General features: G+C 54.0%; 18 protein-coding genes. 7 read left to right on the top strand and 11 right to left on the bottom strand.

The window, feature by feature from the left end; genetic code table 11:
* Positions 1 to 54: 54 nt before the first annotated feature.
* On the bottom strand, positions 55 to 2,109 hold the full coding sequence (helD, locus tag K5E19_RS00480; protein WP_221549569.1) for a DNA helicase IV: 2,055 nt from the start codon (positions 2,107 to 2,109) through the stop codon (positions 55 to 57).
* A gap of 123 nt (positions 2,110 to 2,232) precedes the next feature.
* Here helD and K5E19_RS00475 point away from each other — a divergent pair, with 123 nt between their 5' ends.
* The gene (locus tag K5E19_RS00475; protein ID WP_221549568.1) at positions 2,233 to 2,679 is read left to right on the top strand and encodes a YccF domain-containing protein; all 447 of its coding nucleotides are present in this window, start codon (positions 2,233 to 2,235) and stop codon (positions 2,677 to 2,679) included.
* Positions 2,680 to 2,697: 18 nt separating this feature from the next.
* A complete protein-coding gene (gene yccS / locus K5E19_RS00470) occupies positions 2,698 to 4,860 on the top strand; it encodes a YccS family putative transporter (RefSeq protein WP_221549567.1) in 2,163 nt (720 codons plus the stop codon).
* On the opposite strand, the gene K5E19_RS00465 is transcribed toward yccS, so the two are convergent.
* On the bottom strand, positions 4,817 to 5,443 hold the full coding sequence (locus K5E19_RS00465; RefSeq protein ID WP_221549566.1) for a TfoX/Sxy family DNA transformation protein: 627 nt from the start codon (positions 5,441 to 5,443) through the stop codon (positions 4,817 to 4,819). The two genes, yccS and K5E19_RS00465, sit on opposite strands and share 44 nt — an antisense overlap.
* 217 nt (positions 5,444 to 5,660) lie before the next feature.
* Between K5E19_RS00465 and sulA the strand changes: the two genes are divergently transcribed.
* Positions 5,661 to 6,170, top strand: coding sequence for an SOS-induced cell division inhibitor SulA (gene sulA, locus K5E19_RS00460; protein ID WP_221549565.1), 510 nt, complete (start codon positions 5,661 to 5,663; stop codon positions 6,168 to 6,170).
* 355 nt (positions 6,171 to 6,525) lie between these two features.
* A complete protein-coding gene (ompA, locus tag K5E19_RS00455; protein ID WP_221549564.1) occupies positions 6,526 to 7,581 on the top strand; it encodes a porin OmpA in 1,056 nt (351 codons plus the stop codon).
* A 65-nt stretch (positions 7,582 to 7,646) separates the two neighbouring features.
* On the opposite strand, the gene matP is transcribed toward ompA, so the two are convergent.
* Positions 7,647 to 8,099: a macrodomain Ter protein MatP gene (gene matP, locus K5E19_RS00450; protein ID WP_010429344.1), complete on the bottom strand. Its 453-nt coding sequence runs from the start codon at positions 8,097 to 8,099 to the stop codon at positions 7,647 to 7,649.
* A 186-nt stretch (positions 8,100 to 8,285) separates the two neighbouring features.
* Here matP and K5E19_RS00445 point away from each other — a divergent pair, with 186 nt between their 5' ends.
* The gene (locus K5E19_RS00445) at positions 8,286 to 10,046 is read left to right on the top strand and encodes a Lon protease family protein (protein WP_221549563.1); all 1,761 of its coding nucleotides are present in this window, start codon (positions 8,286 to 8,288) and stop codon (positions 10,044 to 10,046) included.
* A 68-nt stretch (positions 10,047 to 10,114) separates the two neighbouring features.
* Complete coding sequence (fabA, locus tag K5E19_RS00440) at positions 10,115 to 10,633, top strand: bifunctional 3-hydroxydecanoyl-ACP dehydratase/trans-2-decenoyl-ACP isomerase (protein WP_010429339.1); 519 nt, start codon at positions 10,115 to 10,117, stop codon at positions 10,631 to 10,633.
* Between the two features lie 71 nt (positions 10,634 to 10,704).
* On the opposite strand, the gene rmf is transcribed toward fabA, so the two are convergent.
* The 6 genes from rmf to rlmKL all read right to left on the bottom strand — a co-directional run bounded on the left by rmf (position 10,705) and on the right by rlmKL (position 18,630).
* A complete protein-coding gene (gene rmf / locus K5E19_RS00435; RefSeq protein ID WP_010429337.1) occupies positions 10,705 to 10,872 on the bottom strand; it encodes a ribosome modulation factor in 168 nt (55 codons plus the stop codon).
* A gap of 254 nt (positions 10,873 to 11,126) precedes the next feature.
* A complete protein-coding gene (gene pqiC, locus K5E19_RS00430) occupies positions 11,127 to 11,693 on the bottom strand; it encodes a membrane integrity-associated transporter subunit PqiC (protein ID WP_221549562.1) in 567 nt (188 codons plus the stop codon).
* Positions 11,690 to 13,330 (bottom strand): intermembrane transport protein PqiB, encoded by a 1,641-nt coding sequence (pqiB, locus tag K5E19_RS00425; protein WP_221549561.1) that lies wholly within the window; start codon positions 13,328 to 13,330, stop codon positions 11,690 to 11,692. The genes pqiC and pqiB overlap by 4 nt, the downstream gene beginning before the upstream one ends.
* A 4-nt stretch (positions 13,331 to 13,334) precedes the next feature.
* A complete protein-coding gene (gene pqiA / locus K5E19_RS00420) occupies positions 13,335 to 14,588 on the bottom strand; it encodes a membrane integrity-associated transporter subunit PqiA (protein WP_221549560.1) in 1,254 nt (417 codons plus the stop codon).
* A 13-nt stretch (positions 14,589 to 14,601) separates the two neighbouring features.
* A complete protein-coding gene (locus K5E19_RS00415) occupies positions 14,602 to 16,509 on the bottom strand; it encodes an ABC transporter ATP-binding protein (protein ID WP_221549559.1) in 1,908 nt (635 codons plus the stop codon).
* Positions 16,510 to 16,521: 12 nt separating this feature from the next.
* Entirely contained in the window at positions 16,522 to 18,630 is a 2,109-nt protein-coding gene (gene rlmKL, locus K5E19_RS00410) for a bifunctional 23S rRNA (guanine(2069)-N(7))-methyltransferase RlmK/23S rRNA (guanine(2445)-N(2))-methyltransferase RlmL (RefSeq protein WP_221549558.1), read from the bottom strand.
* Between the two features lie 98 nt (positions 18,631 to 18,728).
* Here rlmKL and K5E19_RS00405 point away from each other — a divergent pair, with 98 nt between their 5' ends.
* Entirely contained in the window at positions 18,729 to 19,838 is a 1,110-nt protein-coding gene (locus K5E19_RS00405; protein WP_221549557.1) for a YcbX family protein, read from the top strand.
* On the opposite strand, the gene zapC is transcribed toward K5E19_RS00405, so the two are convergent.
* Positions 19,835 to 20,377, bottom strand: coding sequence for a cell division protein ZapC (gene zapC / locus K5E19_RS00400; RefSeq protein WP_221549556.1), 543 nt, complete (start codon positions 20,375 to 20,377; stop codon positions 19,835 to 19,837). The two genes, K5E19_RS00405 and zapC, sit on opposite strands and share 4 nt — an antisense overlap.
* Positions 20,378 to 20,542: 165 nt before the next feature.
* Entirely contained in the window at positions 20,543 to 21,553 is a 1,011-nt protein-coding gene (gene pyrD, locus K5E19_RS00395; RefSeq protein ID WP_221549555.1) for a quinone-dependent dihydroorotate dehydrogenase, read from the bottom strand.
* Positions 21,554 to 21,643: the final 90 nt, after the last annotated feature.

The raw sequence follows: 21,643 nt of genomic DNA, 5'->3' as shown, positions 1-21,643 counted from the left end.
TTTGCCGGGTGGCGGCTACGCCTTACCCGGCCTACAAAATCTTGCCTGACATCGCTATGGTTTACGCGCTACCGGCACATCAATACTCTTCAGAATATCGACAAACGCGGATGGCTCCTCTTTATTGAACAGCAGCCACACGCGATGACGCGCGCGCGTGATCGCCACATACAGCAGACGTCGCTCTTCCGCATCCGGGAAATCTTCAGGCACTGGCAGCAGGGCCTCTTCCATCACCGACTCGCGGGCCGGAGCCGGGAAACCGTCGCTGCCCTCTTTCAGCCCCAGCACAATCACATAATCCGCCTGCTGCCCTTTGCTGGCGTGGATGGTCATAAAATCGAGCTGCAGTTTCGGCCAGCGTGTAGCTGCATTTTCCAGCGCGGCCGGCTTGAGGTGATGATAGCGCGCCAGCACCAGAATGCGTTCGTCGGGTTTCGCGTAGCCGCTCAGTTTATCCAGTAGCGGCTCAAGCTGATCTTCGGCTAACAGAGTGACCGCTTTTTTATCCCCCGGCGTCAGGCTGTTGAGCGGTTTGGTCAGCTGGTGCGGGTTCTGCTGAATAAAGCGGTTGGCTATTTCGCCAATGCGCGTATTAAAGCGGTAGGTGGTGTCCAGATCGCTGCGATCGCCCTCGCCAAAATAGTGGTGAAACGCTGTCGTCAGTGAAAGCTGCGCCCCGCTGAAGCGATAGATGGCCTGCCAGTCGTCCCCCACCGCAAACAGCGACGTGTGTTTGTTCTGCGCCCGCAGCGCCGAGAGCAGTGCGGCACGCTGCGGAGAGATATCCTGAAACTCATCCACCAGTATGTGCTTCCACGGGCTGACGAAACGCCCCTTCTCTAAAATGATAATGGCCTGATGGATAAGCCCCGAGAAATCGACGGCGTTCTCCTCTTTCAGCGCCGTTTTCCAGGCTTTTAGCATCGGAGCCATCAGCTTCACGCGCTTTGAAAACACTGCGCGGATCGCCTCCGGGGCACTTTCAATCATCTCGGCCTGTGAACCGCCGTGCATGCGCATCAGGCTGACCCAACGATCGAGACGCGAGCCGAGCCGACGCGCCAGCCTGTCATCCTGCCAGAAACTGCCTTCCGGCACCGCCCAGTTCAGCTCTTCCTCCAGCCACTGACGCCAGCCTTTAGCCTGTGCTTTTTTCTCGCTGCACTGCTGCCGCCACGTTTTTATAAACAGCGCCTGGCGCGCCTGCGCGTCGTTTTCCAGTTTACTGATTGACGGGACCTTCTTGCTGCCCTGCTGAATAATATGCAGCGCAAGCGCATGAAACGTTCTGGCCGAGATATCCTGGGTATGCAGCCTCTCCTGGATGCGTTCGTCCATCTCCTGTGCGGCTTGGCGACCAAATGCCAGCAGCAAAATCTGGTCTGCTACGGCCTCGCCAGTGGTCAGAAGCCAGCCTGCGCGAGCCACCAGCACCGAGGTTTTACCGCTTCCGGCTCCCGCAAGTACCAGCAGCGACTGTTCACCGTTGACCACCGCACGCGCCTGCGCAGGGTTAAGCGGCGACGACTCGACCGTGTTGAAGAAATCAGCGTATTGGGTCAGCATGGCATCGGTCCAGGCCTGGTTATGCGCCAGGCGGCTTTTATCGATATCGCTCAGCCAGGCCTGACACTTCCGCCATGCATCGCGGCAATTTTCAAACTCATTGAGACGCGCCACGGGGAACGGCAACGCAGTCAGCGCCTGTTTTATTTTTTGCTGCAGACCCGCAGTTTGCTGGCGCGTGAGCCACGTAGGCTGAGCATCGCTCTGGGCGATTTCATCCAGTACCTGCTGCAGAACCTGGGCGGCAATCACGCTCATATCCTGGCTCCACTGCTGCCAGAGCGTGTCCAGATGGTGATGAAAACGCTGGGTTTCCCCCCACTCGGTGCCGTGAAGGCGCACCACTTTATCGGCAGGCAAAACGAACTCCAGCTCGCCCCACACCAGCCCACGCTTACAGTGGATCGCCAACATTTGATTGAAGGGAATGAGATATTCGTGGCGTTCCCCGGAGACTTTCACTCCCGCGTTAAGGAGCACAACCTTGTCGTAAGGGTGTTGAGCCAGGCGTTTGCCCATTGACGTTGCTTTCAGTTCCATATCCAGCCGGATCCACGAAGAGATAATTTGCCTGATAGTTTAACTGCCAGTTTTAAGGTGCTCCAGCCTAAAAAAACGTTACAATCAGTGGGCGTTAATTTTATCGAAAGGAAGTGAGGGTTTATGCGTACCGTTCTGAATGTGTTGAATTTTGTGCTGGGCGGTTTTGCCACCACCCTTTCCTGGCTTTTTGCCACTCTGGTCAGCATCGTGCTTATCTTTACCCTGCCGCTGACGCGCTCCTGCTGGGAAATCACCAAACTCTCCTTAATTCCCTACGGTAATGAAGCTGTCCACGTCGATGAGCTGAACCCGGAGGGTAAAAACGCGCTGATGAATACCGGTGGCACCGTACTGAATATTCTGTGGCTGATTTTCTTTGGCTGGTGGCTGTGTCTGATGCACATTTTTGCCGGTATCGCCCAGTGCGTGACGATCATCGGTATTCCGGTTGGGATCGCTAACTTTAAAATTGCCGTCATCGCCCTGTGGCCAGTTGGACGTAGGGTCGTACCGGTTGAAGTGGCGCAAGCCGCGCGTGAAGCCAATGCTCGCCGTCGTTTTCAGTAATAAGGACTGGCCGCGCTCATGCTAAGCCCACTGCTTCGCCGTTATACCTGGAACAGCATCTGGCTTTATAATGTCAGAATTTTTATCGCCCTTTGCGGCACCGTTGCTCTGCCGTGGTGGCTGAATGACGTTAAGCTCACGATTCCGCTCACGTTAGGGGTGGTTGCGGGGGCGCTTGCGGACCTCGATGACCGTCTGGCCGGGCGTCTGCGCAACCTGGTTATCACTCTCGTCTGTTTCTTTATTGCGTCCGCGTCTGTCGAGTTGCTCTTTCCCTGGCCCTGGCTGTTTGCCTTAGGTCTTACGCTCTCCACCAGCGGCTTTATTCTGCTGGGCGGGCTTGGACAACGTTATGCCACCATCGCGTTTGGCGCGCTGCTGATTGCTATTTACACCATGCTGGGTGTTTCCCTGTACGACCAGTGGTACCAGCAACCTGTGCTGCTTTTGCTGGGAGCTATCTGGTATAACCTGCTGACGTTAACAGGGCACCTCATCTTCCCGGTCCGCCCTCTGCAGGATAATCTTGCCCGCAGCTATGAGCAGCTGGCTCACTATCTGGAGCTGAAATCCCGGCTGTTTGACCCGGATATCGAAGAGGAAAGCCAGGCCCCTCTTTACGATCTGGCGCTGGCAAACGGCCAACTGGTCGCCACGCTGAACCAGACCAAGGCCTCCCTGCTGACCCGCCTGCGCGGAGACCGCGGTCAACGCGGGACGCGAAGAACGCTGCACTACTACTTTGCCGCTCAGGATATCCATGAGCGCGCCAGCTCTTCACACGTTCAGTATGCCGCCCTGCGTGAAACGTTCCGCTACAGCGACGTGATGTTCCGCTTCCAGCGGTTACTTTCCATGCAGTCTCAGGCGTGTCAGCAGCTGGCGCGTTCAATTTTACTGCGCACGCCCTATCAGCATGACCCGCGGTTTGAGCGCGCATTTAGCCATCTTGATGCGGCAATCGACCGCGTGCGCGCCAGTGGAACCGCACCCGAACATATAAAAGCGCTGGGTTTTTTGCTTAATAACCTGCGGGCAATAGATGCTCAGCTGGCGACCATTGAATCCGAACAAGCGATGGCCTTGCCGGGCAACGATGCTGATAATCAGCTTGCTGATGATAGCGTGCATAGCGTTAGCGACATGTGGCTGCGGTTGAGCCGCAATTTTACGCCAGAATCCGCCCTGTTTCGTCACGCGGTGAGAATGTCACTGGTGCTGTGCGTGGGCTACGCGTTTATTCAAATAACCGGTTTACATCACGGCTACTGGATCCTGCTCACCAGCCTGTTTGTCTGCCAGCCCAACTATAACGCCACCCGCCACCGCCTGGCGTTACGTATTATTGGAACGCTGGTAGGCGTCGCCATTGGCCTTCCGGTGCTCTATTTCGTGCCGTCCATCGAAGGCCAACTGGTGCTGATCGTCATTACCGGCGTCCTGTTCTTCGCCTTCCGTAACGTGCAATATGCCCACGCGACGATGTTCATCACGCTGCTGGTTTTACTGTGCTTTAACCTGCTGGGAGAAGGGTTTGAAGTTGCCCTGCCCCGCGTGATCGACACGCTCATTGGCTGCGCTATCGCCTGGGCGGCGGTGAGTTTCATCTGGCCCGACTGGCGTTTTCGTAATTTGCCGCGCGTATTAGACAGGGCGATGAATGCAAACTGCCGGTACCTTGATGCGATCCTTGAGCAATACCACCAGGGGCGCGATAACCGCCTTGCTTATCGCATTGCCCGGCGCGATGCGCATAACAGCGATGCTGAACTGGCGTCGGTGGTCTCGAACATGTCAACGGAACCGCGCGCCACCGCAGATATTCGGGAAACCGCGTTTCGTCTGCTGTGTCTGAATCATACGTTCACTAGCTACATTTCTACGTTGGGCGCGCACCGTGAGAAACTGACCAATCCGGGCATTCTCGCCTTACTGGATGATGCTGTCTGCTACGTCGATGATGCGCTTCATCATCGGCCAGCCGATGAGCCGCGTGTTCAGCAATCGCTGGATGAACTGGCCCAACGTATTGCACACCTTGACCCGGGCAGCGACAACAAAGCACCGCTAGTCCTGCAGCAAATCGGCCTGCTGATTGCCCTGCTGCCGGAAATCTGCCGACTGCAGCAGCAGATCGCTATCTTGAGGAATGATGCTCCTGACTCTCAGGCAGCGCATTAAACCACTCTGTCAGCTCCCGGCGAATGTCGGCCGGGAGCGCAGCTTCATGTAGCCCTTCGATGGCACCTTCCAGCGCGAACAGCACCTTAATACTTAAGGCCTTGTTTTTGGACCTCATCTTTAGCCAGCATTTCCTGGCACCCAGTTCACGTAAGGTTTCCTCATTCGTGATGCCTGCTTCTAAAAGCAGCACCTCAAGTTGAAAGGTCAGGTTCGGAAGATCTTTTAGCCGGTTGCGCTGATGGCGCTGGCAGCGCTCTTTCCTTGCCGCGTCGAGAGCAAAGGAGGAAAGCTGGAGCAATTTGTCCCTGTCCTGCCACAGCCCTTCGTCCACCCGATAATAATTAAGCAGGACGGGACGGCCTCGTTTCATCAGCGTCAGAAACGAAGAGGCGTTTTTTACACAATACCTGGCACTCTCTTCACAGGCCCGGAGGTAGAGTTCCCCCTCCGACACCATCGCGAACACCGCGTTATCCACCGCCAGGGTGTACCCACCAAATAGCGCCCGATGATGAATTTCGCCCAAGGGTGAGAGGTATTCCTGTGATTTATAAATCCGCTCATAAGATATCTTTTTCATGATAATTCCATTAAAAATCAATTATTAACAACGATATTTCTCACTAACGGATCCGTTAGCAGGAAAATAGGCAACTTATTGCTGGAGGGCAAGATGATTTTTTATGGCGCACCAAGAATGGGTGAAATTTGCGAGTCTCTTTCCGAAAATGAGGTTGATCTTTATGCATACAGGGGTTACTGTATATCCATACAGTAACTACAGGGCTGGAATGAATATGTACACTTCAGGCTATGCAAATCGCTCAACATCTCTCTCTTCTACCGCTGGCAATGTCGCGCAGAAATCCGTCGGGCGTGATTCTACAGGGCTTATCAGTGAAGTGGTTTATCGTGAAGACCAGCCTCTGTTGACGCAACTCTTATTACTGCCGCTATTACAACAGCTTGGTCAGCAATCACGCTGGCAGCTTTGGCTGACGCCACAACAAAAATTGAGCCGCGAATGGGTTCTGTCTGCGGGCCTGCCGCTGGCGAAAGTGATGCAGATTAACCAACTCTCACCCTGCGATACGGTAGATTCAATGATTCGGGCCTTACGCACAGGGAATTACAGTGTGGTGATCGGATGGCTGCCTGATGAGTTGACGGAAGAGGAACACCTCAGACTGACGGAAGCAGCGGAAGAAGGTCACGCGATGGGGTTTATTATGCGACCGGTTCGTGCAGATTCTTATCGCAGAGGACAACATTCCGGGCTAAAAATTCACTCAAATTTGTATCATTGAGTGAAATTAGGAGTTTTCCTGGAATTTTTTTCGACCATAAGATGCAGAAATAGTTCAACGCGTCAAATCTTCGGCAAGGCTTGTCTGGTGCGGTTCTCGTTAATTTTGCTGCACAATTTTCGTTCAAGAAATGTTAAATAATAGGTATACGGAACTTTTTTTTTCATATGCCTGACAGACTTCACACTTGTAAGTTTTCATCTACGTTGTAGACTTTACATCGCCAGGGGTGCTCGGCCTAAGCCGAAGATATCGGTAGATTTATATTTGACCACGCCCCCCGGTGAAGGATTTAACCGTGATTTCTCTGCAGAGATCTTCATGGCAAATTTTGGATGATAACGAGGCGCAAAAAATGAAAAAGACAGCTATCGCGATTGCAGTGGCACTGGCTGGCTTCGCTACCGTAGCGCAGGCCGCTCCGAAAGATAATACCTGGTATGCAGGTGGTAAACTGGGCTGGTCTCAGTTCCATGACACCGGCTGGTACAACAGCAGCCTGAACAACGATGGCCCGACTCACGAGAGCCAGCTGGGTGCAGGCGCGTTCGGTGGCTATCAGGTTAACCCGTATGTTGGTTTTGAAATGGGTTACGACTGGTTAGGTCGTATGCCATACAAAGGCGACAACGTAAATGGCGCTTTCAAAGCACAAGGCGTTCAGCTGACCGCTAAACTGGGTTACCCAGTAACTGACGATCTGGACGTATACACCCGTCTGGGCGGCATGGTATGGCGCGCAGACTCCAGCAACAGCATTGCTGGCGACGACCATGACACCGGTGTTTCCCCAGTATTCGCTGGTGGCGTTGAGTGGGCTATGACCCGTGACATCGCTACCCGTCTGGAATACCAGTGGGTTAACAACATTGGTGACGGTGCTACCACTGGCGTTCGTCCAGACAACGGCATGCTGAGCGTTGGTGTTTCTTACCGTTTCGGTCAGCAGGAAGATGCTGCGCCAATCGTAGCTCCAGCTCCGGCTCCAGCTCCAGAAGTACAGACCAAGCACTTCACTCTGAAGTCTGACGTTCTGTTCAACTTCAACAAAGCTACCCTGAAACCAGAAGGTCAGCAGGCACTGGATCAGCTGTACACCCAGCTGAGCAACCTGGATCCTAAAGATGGTTCTGTAGTGGTTCTGGGCTTCACCGACCGTATCGGTTCTGACGCTTACAACCAGAAACTGTCTGAGAAACGTGCTCAGTCTGTAGTTGATTACCTGGTATCTAAAGGTATCCCAGCTAACAAGATCTCCCCACGTGGTATGGGCGAATCTAACCCAGTGACCGGTTCTACCTGTGACAACGTGAAAGCTCGCGCTGCACTGATCGACTGCCTGGCACCAGATCGTCGCGTTGAGATCGAAGTTAAAGGTATCAAAGACGTTGTAACTCAGCCTGCGGCATAAGTTATCGTCTTATAAAAAAACCCCGCCATGCGGGGTTTTTTTATTGTCTGAAGAAAAGTAAAAAACTACTTTTTACCCAGCAGAGCCTGAAGATCGTTCTTCAGCGTCGACATCTGGCTGGCATACTTCTCTTTGTGTTCGGCATCTTCAATCAGCTGTACCACGGTCTCTGACAGCGTTTTTCCTCGCCGTTGTGCGAGGCCTGCCAGACGCTGCCAGACCATAAACTCCAGGTCGATTGATTTTTTACGGGTGTGCTGATGCTCAGCATTAAAATGCCGTTTTCGCCGTGCACGGATAGTTTGCTTCATCCGGTTTAACAGGGCGGGATTAATATGCTTCTCAATCCAGCTATTCACCTGTACCGGTTCATTCTCGAGGGTCAGCAAAATATCCACGGCCTCTTGCGCAGCGCTGGCTTCGATGTAGCAGGTGATCAGCTCCCCTTCACGGTGCTTTTTGACCAGGTACTTCCATTTCCAGCCGCTTTCGAGATTTTCCAGTTGTTGATATTTCATTGCGATCTCAGTGTTACCACGTAACTCTGTTCAGAATATCAGTTTTTTGGCAATCTGCTGAAAAGAAATCATATCCTGTGAAACATCGCTTGAGATTCACTCACCGAAATCCCCAATCCTGCTTGGGAAGAGCCCCCCGCTTACGGTATACTCCACGGTTTTACATCTGACTAAAAAACATCAACTTTGACCATTACGAAACTAGCATGGCGTGACCTGGTTCCGGATACCGAGAGCTATCAGGAACTGTTTGCACAGCCAGACCTCGCACAAGAACACGAATTCATACTTAGCGATACACAACCGCGTTTGCATTACGCGCTGGAGCAGGTGTTAAGCCCATGGGCGACATCTCCCTTCATGCTGCTCAAGGCCCCGGAAGAAGCCGAGTATTTGACGCTTCTGGGTGATGCCATGCGCGAGCTGAAACCGGAAGCGAATGCTGTTTTCGGCGGCGAATATCGTATCATAGGGCATGATGTCACCTTCGCACCCGCTACGCAGGCTGACGGCCGTTTTGCAGCACAGGGCGAAGTGGTTACCGCTAACTGGGTCGAAGCAGAACAACTGTTTGGTTGTCTTCGTCAGTTTAACGGCGAGCTCTCTTTGCAGCCTGGGCTGGTGCATCGCGCAAATGGCGGCGTGCTTATTATTTCCCTGCGCACCCTGATGTCACAACCGCTGCTGTGGATGCGTCTGAAAACGATCGTGAGCCAGCAGCGCTTCGACTGGGTAGGCTATGACGAGTCTCGCCCTCTGCCTGTATCCATCCCGTCAATGCCGCTCTCATTAACCGTCGTGCTGACGGGGGATCGTGAGTCTCTGGCCGACTTCCAGGAAATGGAGCCAGAGCTGGCGGATCAGGCTGTGTACAGCGAATACGAAGACAACATTCAAATTGCCGATGCGGATGATATGGCACAGTGGTGCCAGTGGGTAATGGCGGTGGCAAAACGCTTTGCACTGCCAACACCCGCCGCCGACGCGTGGTCAGGTCTTATCCGTGAAGCAGTTCGCTATACCGGAGACCAGGAAACCCTGCCGCTTTGCCCACTCTGGATAAGCAAACAGCTGCGTGAAGTGGGTGCGATCAGCGGCGAAGGCGCGTTCACAGGCGAACAATTGACTCAGATGCTTGCTCAGCGAGAGTGGCGCGAAGGCTATCTTGCGGACCGCATGCAGGATGAAATCCTGCTGGAACAGATTCTGGTTGAGACCGAGGGCGAACGAATCGGTCAGATTAACGCCTTGTCCGTGATTGAGTTCCCCGGCCACCCTCGTGCGTTCGGCGAACCTTCCCGTATCAGCTGTGTTGTTCACATTGGCGACGGTGAATTTACGGATATCGAGCGGAAAGCGGAGCTGGGTGGAAACATTCATGCTAAAGGCATGATGATCATGCAGGCTTTCCTGATGTCCGAGCTGCAGCTTGAGCAGCAAATACCCTTCTCTGCGTCCCTGACGTTCGAGCAGTCCTACAGTGAAGTCGATGGTGATAGTGCCTCAATGGCCGAGCTCTGCGCCTTAGTCAGCGCCCTGGCGGAAGTCCCGATTAATCAGAACATCGCCATTACGGGTTCCGTGGATCAATTTGGCCGCGCCCAGCCGGTCGGTGGTCTGAATGAGAAAATCGAAGGCTTCTTCTCTATTTGTCAGCAGCGTGGGTTAAACGGCAAACAGGGCGTCATTATCCCTGCGCCAAACGCACGACATTTAAGCCTGAGCCAGGAACTGCTTGATGCGGTGGAACAGGAACAATTCACCCTGTGGGCCATCGAAGGCATTGAGGATGCACTACCCTTACTGACAAACCTGGTATGGGACGGCGAGGGTCAAACCACGCTGATGCAGACCATTCAGGAGCGCATTGCTCAGGCGACACAGCCGGATGCTCGTCATCGTTATCCCTGGCCGTTACGCTGGTTAAGTTGGTTTAGTTCAAACTGATCGGACTTGTTCAGCGTACACGTGTTAGCTATCCTGCGTCCTTCACTAAAATAAGGCTTACTGAGAACATGGTAGATAAACGCGAATCCTATACAAAAGAAGACCTTCTTGCCTCTGGTCGTGGTGAACTGTTTGGCGCTAAAGGCCCACAGTTACCGGCCCCAAGCATGCTGATGATGGACCGTGTCGTGAAAATGACCGAAACCGGCGGTAACTTCGATAAGGGTTACGTAGAAGCAGAACTCGATATCAACCCGGACCTGTGGTTCTTCGGTTGCCACTTTATTGGCGATCCGGTAATGCCTGGCTGCCTGGGCCTCGACGCGATGTGGCAGCTGGTTGGCTTCTATCTGGGCTGGCTCGGCGGTGAAGGCAAAGGCCGCGCGCTGGGCGTGGGTGAAGTGAAATTCACCGGTCAGGTACTGCCTACCGCGAAGAAAGTCACCTACCGCATCCACTTCAAGCGCATCGTTAACCGTCGTCTGATTATGGGCCTGGCGGATGGTGAAGTGCTGGTAGATGGTCGTCTGATTTACACCGCGAACGATCTGAAAGTGGGTCTGTTCCAGGATACCTCTGCTTTCTAAGCCCGGCTTTTAGCAGCTTCAGAAAGGCGAAACCTCCGCTCTGCGGAGGTTTCTTTTTTAAAGAGACGCTATCAAGCAAGTACTGCCCTGTCTCCGATGGCTTCTCGCCAGCCCCCTAACCATTGAGACCTTTGGTTCAAAGTCTGATAGGGACACATTTCTTTAGAACGTCCGGCGATGCCAGCCTGATAACCACGTTGATGAGCCCTTTCCAGGCGATCTCGTTTCTGTCTCTTCATGCCTCGTTTCCCTCATTCTTTTGTCTGGTGGAAAGAAAACAGTGATTGCAAAGTGTGCAAGCACAGATAACGAATAACCCGAATTAGCCTCAGCGTCAACGTTCAAAATTCATACGGGTGTCATATTTGTGAGCTAAGCAGAAGATCATTTGTACAAAAAATGTGATGCGGCACAAGTAACAACCTGAAGCCAAAACGAAAAAAAAGCCGCAATCAGCGAAAATCTGACGGCGGCTTTTGTCGATGAATTTTACTTATGGCAGTCTGGAAATCTCTCTGGCGATACTCGCTGACTCCTGCGTCCAACCCTGGGCCAGCACTTTCACCATCTCATCATATCCATCTTTTTGCTGCTTCATTTCCAGATGGAAAGGACGCTTAATCAGCTGCCCCTGATGATTCAATAACCATTCCCCACTCACCACGACAACGCCATCATAGCGCCCGTGGAAGCCCGTCACGGTAACGTTAAGCGTATCCTGGTCGCTTCCCAGCGGCTGTGACGCGACAACCCAGCCAGGAAGCTGGCTGCCAAGATTCGCCACCAGCGTATTGCGCAACTGCTGATCCAGCGGGCTGGCCCACAGGTTATTGTTGGCAATAACGTACTGAACATCGCTGGTTTGATACACCACGCCGTTACCTGCCAGGTAATCCGGCACCGCAACCTGCTCCACCCATAACAGACGGTTGCCCTGCGAGGCGGTGCTTTGTGCACTCGCCTGTGCCGTCAGCGGTAACTGATAGTAGCTTTTGGTATCACTACCCGAGCTACAGGCCGTTAATGCCACCGCTCCTGCAATCGCTAGCCATTTTTTCATTGTTTAGCCCTCTTCGGCTCAGGATCCTTTTTATCTTTCGCTTCAAACACCAGTGCGTTGCTCTTCTCATTGAGCGTTTTCAGCACAGGCTGCAGTTCACGTAAGACCTGATCAAGACGTTGCATATCGGCCACCATCTTGTTGTACGCCGCTGAACCCGGCTGGAAGCCCTGCATACTACGGTTAAGCTCACGCAAGGTTTTCTGCATATCCTGCGGCAGCTGCTGCATGGACTGGCTTGCCGTGATCTTATTAATGTTATCCAGCGTCGTTTGCAGACGTTGCATAGTCGCCTGACTTTGATGCAACGAACCGGTCGCGGCTTCAAGCATCGGATTAAGCGGCAGATTGTTAATCTTATCGAGCGTATCCATCAGACGCTGCTGGATTTGCGCCAGACCGCTGCTGACCGTTGGAATAATTTTATAGCCCCCGAATTCACGAATACCGGTAATCGCTGGCGCTTTAGGATAGAAGTCCATATCCACATACAGCGCACCGGTGACCAGGTTGCCGGTTTTCAGCGAGCCTCGCAGGCCGCGTTCCATCAGCTGGCTGATATGGGTGGCAATATCCTGATTTTCGCCAATCTGGTTAAGCAGACGCTCCGGCTCAATGCGGATCAGCACAGGAATACGATAATCGTCATCCAGCACCTGCTGAAGACCCGGCACGAAGAACGGCACCTGTCCAACAGTCCCGAGTCGGATGCCACGGAATTCTACTGGTGCACCCGGCTGAAGGCCACGGACGGAGTCCTTGAAGAACATCAGGAAGTCAACGTGATCGGTATAGAGCGCATCCTGAATACTTCTTTGATCGTCAAAGAGTCTGAACGCCGTTTTCTCAGCAACCGGCTGGCCCAAATCCTGCCCTTCCGGCACGTCAAAGCTGACGCCGCCGCCAAACAGCGTGGTCAGGGAGCCCATTTCAACGCGCATACCCGCCGAGGTCAGATCCACCGCGATCCCGCTGTCTTTCCAGAAGCGGACGTTGCTGGTGACCAGACGATCGTTTGGCGCATTGATGAAGAGCTGATAGCTAATGGTGCGTTTTTGCGCGTCAAACGTACTGGTTTCAACTGAACCCACGCGATAGCCGCGGAACAGCACGGGATCGCCAGGCGAAAGCTGGCCCGCTTTTTTACTGTCCAGGATCACGCGAATACCTTTCGCATCCGGTGGCGCAAGCGGTGGAGAGTCCAGCAGCTCGTATTGTCCCGGCTGACTCCCTTTTTTACCCGGCTGCAGCTCAATATAGGCGCCGGACAGCAGCGTTCCCAACCCGCTGATCCCCTCACGTCCTACCTGCGGTTTAACCACCCAGAAAACCGAGTCGCCATGCAGCAATTTTTCCATACCGGAATTTAAACGCGCCTTGATTTCAACGTGCGTTAAATCATCCGTCAGGGTTGCACTTTCAACCACGCCCACATCCACGCTGCGGCTTTTGATGGTGGTTTTGCCCCCCTCAATACCTTCTGCATTGGTGGTGATAAGCGTCACTTCCGGTCCCTGATGGCTGTAATGATAAAACAGGATCCATGCACCGATCAGCGCGGTCACGATGGGGAAAATCCACACCGGAGACCAGTTCTTGACCTTCTGCACTTTCGCCTCTCCACTCTTATTTTCCATGCTCTTACTCTTCCTCATGGCTTGACTCGGGCTCACGATCCCACGATAAACGAGGGTCGAAGGTCATGGCCGCAAACATGGTCATAATGACGACCAACGCAAACATTAGCGCTCCCATTGCGGGATAAATACTCATCAGTCCCCCCATGCGCACCAGCGCAGAGAGAACGGCGATCACAAACACATCAATCATTGACCAGCGGCCAACAAATTCAACAACTTCGTAGATCAGGTGCATGCGTTCGCTGTCGCGTTTGCCGTGACCTTTCGCGTCCCAGCAGAGCCAGGCAATGGCGATCATTTTTAAGGTTGGCACCATAATACTGGCGATGAAGATCACGCCAGCCACCGGATACGATCCCTCGCCCCACAGCAAAACGACCCCAGCAAGGATGGTTGAGGGCATTTTATCGCCGAGTAAATCGGTGATCATAATGGGCAGAATATTGGCTGGCAGATAGAGCATGATTGACGTGACCAGCAACGCCATTGTCCACTGCAGGCTATTTTTACGACGTACATGGCCTTTCGTTTCGCAACGAGGACACACATCGAGTTCCGCGGGCAGGATGGCGGTACAGCATGAGCAAGAGCGCAGCCCCTGACGGATACCCGGCACACCGACTTTCACCGTCTGCGCAAGCGTCGGTGCTGGCGCGATATCATCCCACGCCCATCGCCTGTCTACGCACTGGAAGGCGCGCAGCTGTAATACACAGTAAAGGCACCAGGGAATAAAGCTGCTGCCAATTCCCACATCGCCGTAGGCCATCAGCTTGACGAAACTGACCAGAATCCCCGCCAGAAAGATCTCGGCCATCCCCCAACTTTTCAGTTGGAACAGGATACGCGCGAGCTTAATTTTAAGGGATGCGGGCATCCTGACGCGGTTCACCAGCAACAGGATCACCACCAGACAGAACGCCGGGACGATTTGGACAAAGAGGAGGAAAAAGGTGCCGAGGCTGGCGTAATCTTCCGAGAACATCACGCCAGGAATTTCAAGCAGATCAACCTCGCTGGTCATGCCGCCCACTTTCATATAAATGAAAGGGAAGAGGTTGGAAAGCAGCAGCATGAACAATGCAGCAAGGGCATAAGCAGTGGGACGCTGCCTTGGCGCGTCCCACTCCGTCGTCAACGTTGCGCCGCAACGTGGACACAGGGCTTTATGTCCGTGACCAAGCTCTGGCAACGCCACGAGCATATCGCATTGCGAGCATAATATATGCCTGTCGGCGTGGTGCTGGTCACACATAGTTAATCCCTGTTTATGCGCCGTTTTTCAGAGACTCGAGGTACTCCCAGCGCTCAAATGCTTCTTCCAGGGCTTTTTCAGCCGCGGACAGTTCAGCCAATATTTTCTGAGTATAGTCGTGCGGCTGCGTAAAGAATGACGCATCAGCAACCTGAATTTGCAGCGTTTCAAGAGCAGCTTCCAGTTCTTCAAGACGCTGAGGTAAGCCTTCCAGTTCGCGCAGCAGGTTATAGCTCATTTTAGCAGGAGATTTTTTGACAGTTTCTGCTTTTGCTATAACCGGTTCCGGTGCACTTTTGGATTTTGCCTGTTTTTGCAGCAGCGACTGGGTTTGTTGTCCACGCGCGTCATGATAACCGCCCACGTATTGACCAATCCGGCCTTCACCTTCAAAAATCCAGCACTCGGTTACGGTGTTATCAACAAACTGACGATCGTGGCTCACCAGCATCACGGTTCCCTGATAACCGTCGATTAACTCCTCCAGTAATTCCAGCGTTTCGACATCCAGATCGTTGGTTGGTTCATCGAGAATCAACAGGTTACTTGGCTTCAGGAACAGACGTGCCAGCAGCAGTCGGTTTCGCTCGCCGCCAGACAGCGCGCGTACCGGTGTCATTGCACGTTTCGGATGGAACAGGAAGTCCTGCAAATAGCCCAGCACGTGGCGCGGCTTACCGTTAACCATCACTTCTTGCTTACCTTCAGCGAGGTTATCCATCACCGTTCTGTCCGGGTCAAGCTCTGCGCGGTGCTGGTCGAAGTAGGCCACTTCCAGCTTCGTACCACAGTGAACGCGACCGCTATCAGCCTTCAGCTGGCCTAACATCAGTTTGAGCAGCGTGGTTTTACCACAGCCGTTCGGGCCAATGAGGGCAATTTTGTCGCCACGCTGAACCTGAGCGGAAAAGTCTTTCACCAGCACTTTGCCGTCAACCTGGTAATTCACGTCTTCCATCTCAAAGACGATTTTGCCCGAGCGGGATGCCTCTTCCACCTGCATCTTCGCGCTACCCATCACCTCACGGCGGGCGCTACGCTCGTTACGCATCGCTTTTAACGCCCGCACGCGGCCTTCGTTACGGGTACGGCGGGCTTTGATGCCCTGGCGGATCCAGACCTCTTCTTGCGCCAGCTTGCGGTCGAACTCAGCGTTTTGCAGCTCTTCTACGCGCAGGTTTTCTTCTTTTTCCAACAGATAGGTGTCGTAATCGCCAGGATAGGTCACCAGTTTGCCGCGATCGAGATCGACAATGCGGGTCGCCATGTTGCGGATAAACGAACGGTCGTGCGAGATGAAAATAATGGTGCCGTTGAAGGTCTTCAGGAACCCTTCCAGCCAGTCGATGGCTTCAATGTCCAGGTGGTTGGTCGGTTCGTCAAGCAGCAGCACTTTCGGGCCGCTGACCAGCGCGCGTCCCAGCGCCGCTTTACGCAGCCAGCCGCCGGAAAGTGATGCCAGCTCCATATCCGCATCCAGACCTAACTGGTCCAGCACTTCAGTGATACGGCTTTCAAGCTGCCACAGGCCGTGATGATCCAGCAGCTCCTGCAGGCGCGCCATTTCATTAAGGTTTTTTTCGCTCGGGTCGGTCATCACCAGATGCGAAATTTCATGATAGCTCTTCAGGTATTCGGCCTGTTCAGAGATCCCTTCCGCAACGAAGTCGTATACGGTACCCGCCACGTTACGCGGTGGATCCTGCTGCAGTCGAGAAACAATCAGATCCTGCTCGTAAACGATACGGCCGTCATCCAGGCCCTGCTCACGGTTAAGGATCTTCATCAGCGTGGATTTACCCGCGCCGTTACGACCTACCAGACAAACGCGTTCGTTGTCTTCAATATGCAGTTCAGTATCATCGAGAAGGGGCGCATCGCTGAAAGACAGCCAGGCGCCGTGCATGCTAATTAGTGACATTTATATTTCCTTTCAGACCGCTGAGATTAACCAGCAGTTATGGATCTGACGGTTACGGGCAAAGTCCTGAGACAGCGTTTTCTGGCTGATTTCTTGCGCTTTCAGTCCCAGCGTGGCTAAGCCTTCATGATCCATGCGGAAGCCGCGTTTGTTGTTCGAGAACATAATGGTGCCGCCTTTACGCAGCAGGCGCTTCAGGTCGGTCATCAGGCGCAGGTGATCGCGTTGAACATCAAAGCTATCCTCCATACGCTTGGAGTTGGAGAAGGTCGGCGGATCGATGAAGATCAGATCGAACTGCTCGTCGGTATCACGCAGCCAGCCCAGCACGTCGGCCTGCATCAGGCGATGCTGACGTCCGGTCAGGCCGTTCAGACGCAGGTTGCGCTCCGCCCACTCCAGATAGGTGCGGGACATATCCACCGTGGTGGTGCTCCGCGCACCGCCCAGACCCGCATGCACGCTGGCGCTGCCGGTATAGGAGAACAGGTTGAGGAAATCTTTGCCCTTGCTCATCTGGCCCAGCATGCGGCGCGCGATACGGTGGTCAAGGAACAGGCCGGTATCAAGATAGTCGGTCAGGTTTACCCACAGGCGGGCGTTGTACTCGCCCACTTCGATAAAATCGCCCTTCTCGCCCATCTTCTGATACTGGTTTTTGCCCTTCTGGCGCTCGCGGGTTTTCAGTACCAGTTTGTTCGGCGTAATGCCCAGCACGGCGATGGTCGCCGCAATGACGTCCAGCATGCGCTGACGCGCTTTTTGCGCATCAATGGTTTTCGGTGGCGCATATTCCTGAATCACCACCCAGTCCGCGTAGCGGTCAACCGCCACGTTGTACTCCGGCAGGTCGGCGTCGTACAGGCGATAGCATTCAATCCCTTCCTGCTTCGCCCACTTCTCATATTTTTTCAGGTTCTTGCGCAGGCGGTTGGCGTAATCTTCCGCCACGCCGGACGGCTTGCTGTCCGCCGCTTTCTCCGCCAGATGGTAGTTCTTCTGCACGCAGTCCAGCGGGCCGTTTTTCGCCTTAAACTGGCGATCGGCACGCAGCTGCAGGCAGCTCAGCAGCTCCGGCGAGGCGCTAAACAGAGACAGGTTCCAGCCGCCGAAGTAGTCCTTCATATTGCGGCCCAGCAGGCTGTGTAGGGCAATCAGCGCCGGCTCGCTGTCCAGACGCTCGCCGTATGGCGGGTTACTGATTACGGTGCCGTACGGACCTTTTGGCAGCGGGTTGCTCAGGTTCGCCACGTCTTTCACCTCGAAGGTGACCAGCTCGCCGATACCGGCGCGACGGGCGTTGCTGCGCGCGCGCTCAATGACGCGCGGGTCGCTGTCCGAACCGTAGAAGTGGGAGGTGTACTCCGCCAGGCCTTTGCGCGCGCGGGTCTGCGCGTCGTCTTTGACCTCTTTCCAGAGCGCTTCGTCGTGCTGTGCCCAGCCTTTAAAGCCCCAGTGGCCGCGATGCAGGCCCGGCGCGCGGTCGGTTGCCAGCATGGCCGCTTCAATCAGCAGCGTACCGGAACCACACATAGGATCGAGCAGCGGCGTGCCCGGCTGCCAGCCGGAGCGCATCACAATGGCGGCGGCCAGCGTTTCTTTGATCGGCGCCATACCGGTGCGATCGCGGTAGCCGCGCAGGTGCAGACCCGCGCCGCTCAGATCGAGGGAGATACTCGCCGTATCACCGTTCAGCCAGACGTTAATACGCAGATCAGGATTTTCGCGATCGACGTTTGGACGTTCCTTATTTTTACGCGTGAAGCAGTCCACGATGGCGTCTTTTACGCGCAGGGCACCGTACTGGCTGTTGCGGATCTCGTCGTTCACGCCATTGAAATGCACCGCAAAGGTGGCGTTTGGCGTGAAGATCTCTGTCCAGTCGATCATCTGTACGCCGGTATAGAGATCCAGGTCGCTATAGACCTTGCACTCCTTCATCGGCAGCATGATGCGCGACGCCAGACGGCTCCACATCAGGCTCTGGTAAATAAGCCGCGTGTCGCCCTCAAAATGGACACCACCCTGAACCACCTGGCACTCTTTCGCGCCCAGGCTTTCCAGTTCAGTTTTTAACAGCTCTTCCAGCCCACGGGCCGTACTGGCAAACAGAGAATTCATATCGTCACTTTTACTCTTAGAAAATTGTCGCGCATTATAGCTAATATGGCGTGTATGTCATAAAGTTGAAGGCTTATTTTCATTTGTGGGAGTGTGCAGTGGCGACGTTATCCAGGCTTTTTATTCATCCGGTGAAATCCATGCGCGGCATCGGCGTCTCTCACGCGCTGGCCGACATGAGCGGATTCGCCTTCGATCGCATTTTTATGGTCACCGAGCCTGACGGCACGTTCATTACCGCACGCCAGTTCCCGCAGATGGTTCGCTTTACCCCTTCCCCGCTTCATGACGGTTTGCACCTTACCGCGCCGGACGGTTCCAGCGCGATAATTCGCTTTGCTGATTTTGCGCCTGTCGATGCGCCAACGGAAGTGTGGGGCAATCATTTTACCGCGCGCATCGCCCCGGATGAAATTAACCGCTGGCTGAGCGGTTTCTTCTCCCGCGACGTGCAGCTGCGCTGGGTTGGGCCTGAACCGACGCGTCGCGTGAAGCGCCATGACGCCGTTCCCCTCTCCTTCGCCGATGGCTTCCCGTTCCTGCTGACCAACGAAGCGTCACTGCGCGATTTACAGCGCCGCTGCAAAGCCAGCGTCCAGATGGAACAGTTCCGTCCGAACCTGGTGGTGACGGGTGTCGACGCCTGGGACGAAGATACCTGGAAGGTGATCCGCATCGGCAGCGTCATCTTTGATGTCGTTAAACCCTGCAGCCGCTGCATTTTCACCACCGTCAGCCCAGAGAAAGGCCAAAAACATCCTTCCGGTGAACCGTTGAAAACGTTGCAGTCATTCCGTACCGCCCAGGACAACGGCGATGTGGATTTCGGTCAGAACCTCATCCCGCGCTCCAGCGGCGCGATCCGCGTCGGTGATGAAGTAGAAATCCTCACCCGTGGTCCCGCCAGGATTTATGGTTCCAGCCAGGAAGAGGAGTTTGTTGATGTCGAGTCCGCGCCGTCGTCAGGGGTTGATATTCACTGGCAGGGTAAGGTTATTCGTGGCAACAATCAGCAGGTCTTACTTGAGCAACTGGAACAGGCAGGGATCCGCGTTCCTTACTCCTGTCGGGCAGGTATTTGCGGATGCTGTCGAATCAAGCTGGTAGAGGGAGAAGTCACTGCGCTGAAGAAATCGGCGGTAGGTGATGACGGTACGATTTTATGCTGCAGCTGTGTGCCGAAAACGTCCGTCCAGCTGGAAGCTTAAACGGCCTGTTCAAGGCTGAACGAATCAACGCGCAGCTGTGGCTTCAGCCTGTCGTTCATCACTTTAATGGCATCGCCAAGCTGCATCGTCCGCCCGGCAATCGTTACGCCGGGCTGCGCCAGCAGGCAGAGCGCAGCATTTTCGCCTGGCTCAACTACCAGTAAATTCACTTCTTCTGCGGTATCGCTCAGGTTGACGCTTGCCGCATCACCCGTTGCCGGAGTCCAGCTCATGCCGTGCGCAAGAAAATGCCAGCTTTTTGGCATTTGTGGTTTCAGGAAGCGGATAGCCACCAGCGCATTTAATACCAGCTCGGCGCGCTGCTCTTTTGAGAGCACCAGATCGCGGCATTTTTCTTCAAAAGAGAAATAAAGCGCAGCATCGTCCACGCAAAAGCCTGACGGCGAGAAAGCGTCCGGGGTTAACATTCGACGCGGAAAACGTGAACGAAACAACATGCCATTGGCTAAATCGAGCATCATACGATCGTGCTCGTCGCAAAAATACCAGCGCCAGTTATCGTCAGGTTTAATTCGCATGTGTCTCTCCCGTCCCCAAACGTCCTGTACTAAAAATGTCCTGTTTGCCGCCTCGTTTATAACACCATTAATAAAAGACTATAATGACTAAATAAGCAACAGTGACGGAATATAAAACAACCAGGGCCGGAAATAAAGCCCTGGTTGTCTGATTAGGAGAAAAGATTAGATATGAGTAACGATTTCTTTAATCAATGGCGGGCCTTTAAAAATAAAGCCGGAATAAATTTGCACCAATGATGCCCCGGCAGCCATCTTCTCGCGGGCAGCGATTACAGAGTCGATACCGCCCACGCCAATAATGGGCAGACGTCCCTGTAATTCAGCAGACAGTGCGCGAATAATTTCCGTACTTTTTAATTGTACCGGACGGCCACTTAACCCACCCGCTTCGTCACAGTTTTTCATTCCCTGAACGAGAGAACGATCGAGCGTCGTATTGGTTGCTATCACACCATCAATATTATGGCGCACTAAACTGTCGGCAACCTGGATCAATTCTTCGGCAGAAAGATCCGGGGCGATCTTAACCGCGACCGGAACATATTTATGGTGGATCGCCTGGAGTTCATTCTGCTTATTTTTAATGGCACTCAGGAGATCGTCCAGCGCGTCGCCATATTGTAATGAACGCAGGCCTGGGGTATTGGGTGAAGAAATATTCACCGCAATATAACCGGCGTAGGCATAGACTTTTTCCATACAAATCAGATAGTCATCTTTACCCTGCTCTACCGGCGTGTCTTTATTTTTACCAATATTGATGCCTAATACGCCATCAAAATGGGATTTTTTAACGTTCTCCACCAGATGATCGACACCGAGGTTGTTGAAGCCCATACGGTTGATCAGCCCCTCAGCTTCGACCAGGCGGAACAGACGCGGCTTGTCGTTACCCGGCTGCGGACGCGGCGTAACGGTACCGATTTCGATGGATCCAAACCCCATCGCGCCCAGGGCATCAATACATTCGCCATTTTTATCCAGCCCGGCCGCCAGGCCCAGCGGATTCTTAAAGGTCAGGCCCATGCATTGCACAGGTTTTTCCGGCACATTCTGACGCACCAGCGCAGCCAAAGGCGTTCCGGTAATACGACGTAATTGCTGGAATGTAAATTCATGAGCGCGCTCAGGATCGAGCTGGAAAAGGGCTTTACGAACGAAGGGGTAGTGCATGAACTCTCCTGGATTCCCGGTGTGCAAACCGGGAGGGGATTATGGGCGATCCCGCCCGGAAAGGGAATTGACCTGCGGCAAAAAATCCGC

The organism is Enterobacter sp. RIT637, assembly GCF_019718755.1.
Taxonomy (GTDB): Bacteria; Pseudomonadota; Gammaproteobacteria; order Enterobacterales; family Enterobacteriaceae; genus Enterobacter.
The sequence above is the reverse complement of the archived record's forward strand: the minus strand, read 5'-3'. Positions and strand labels throughout refer to the sequence as shown.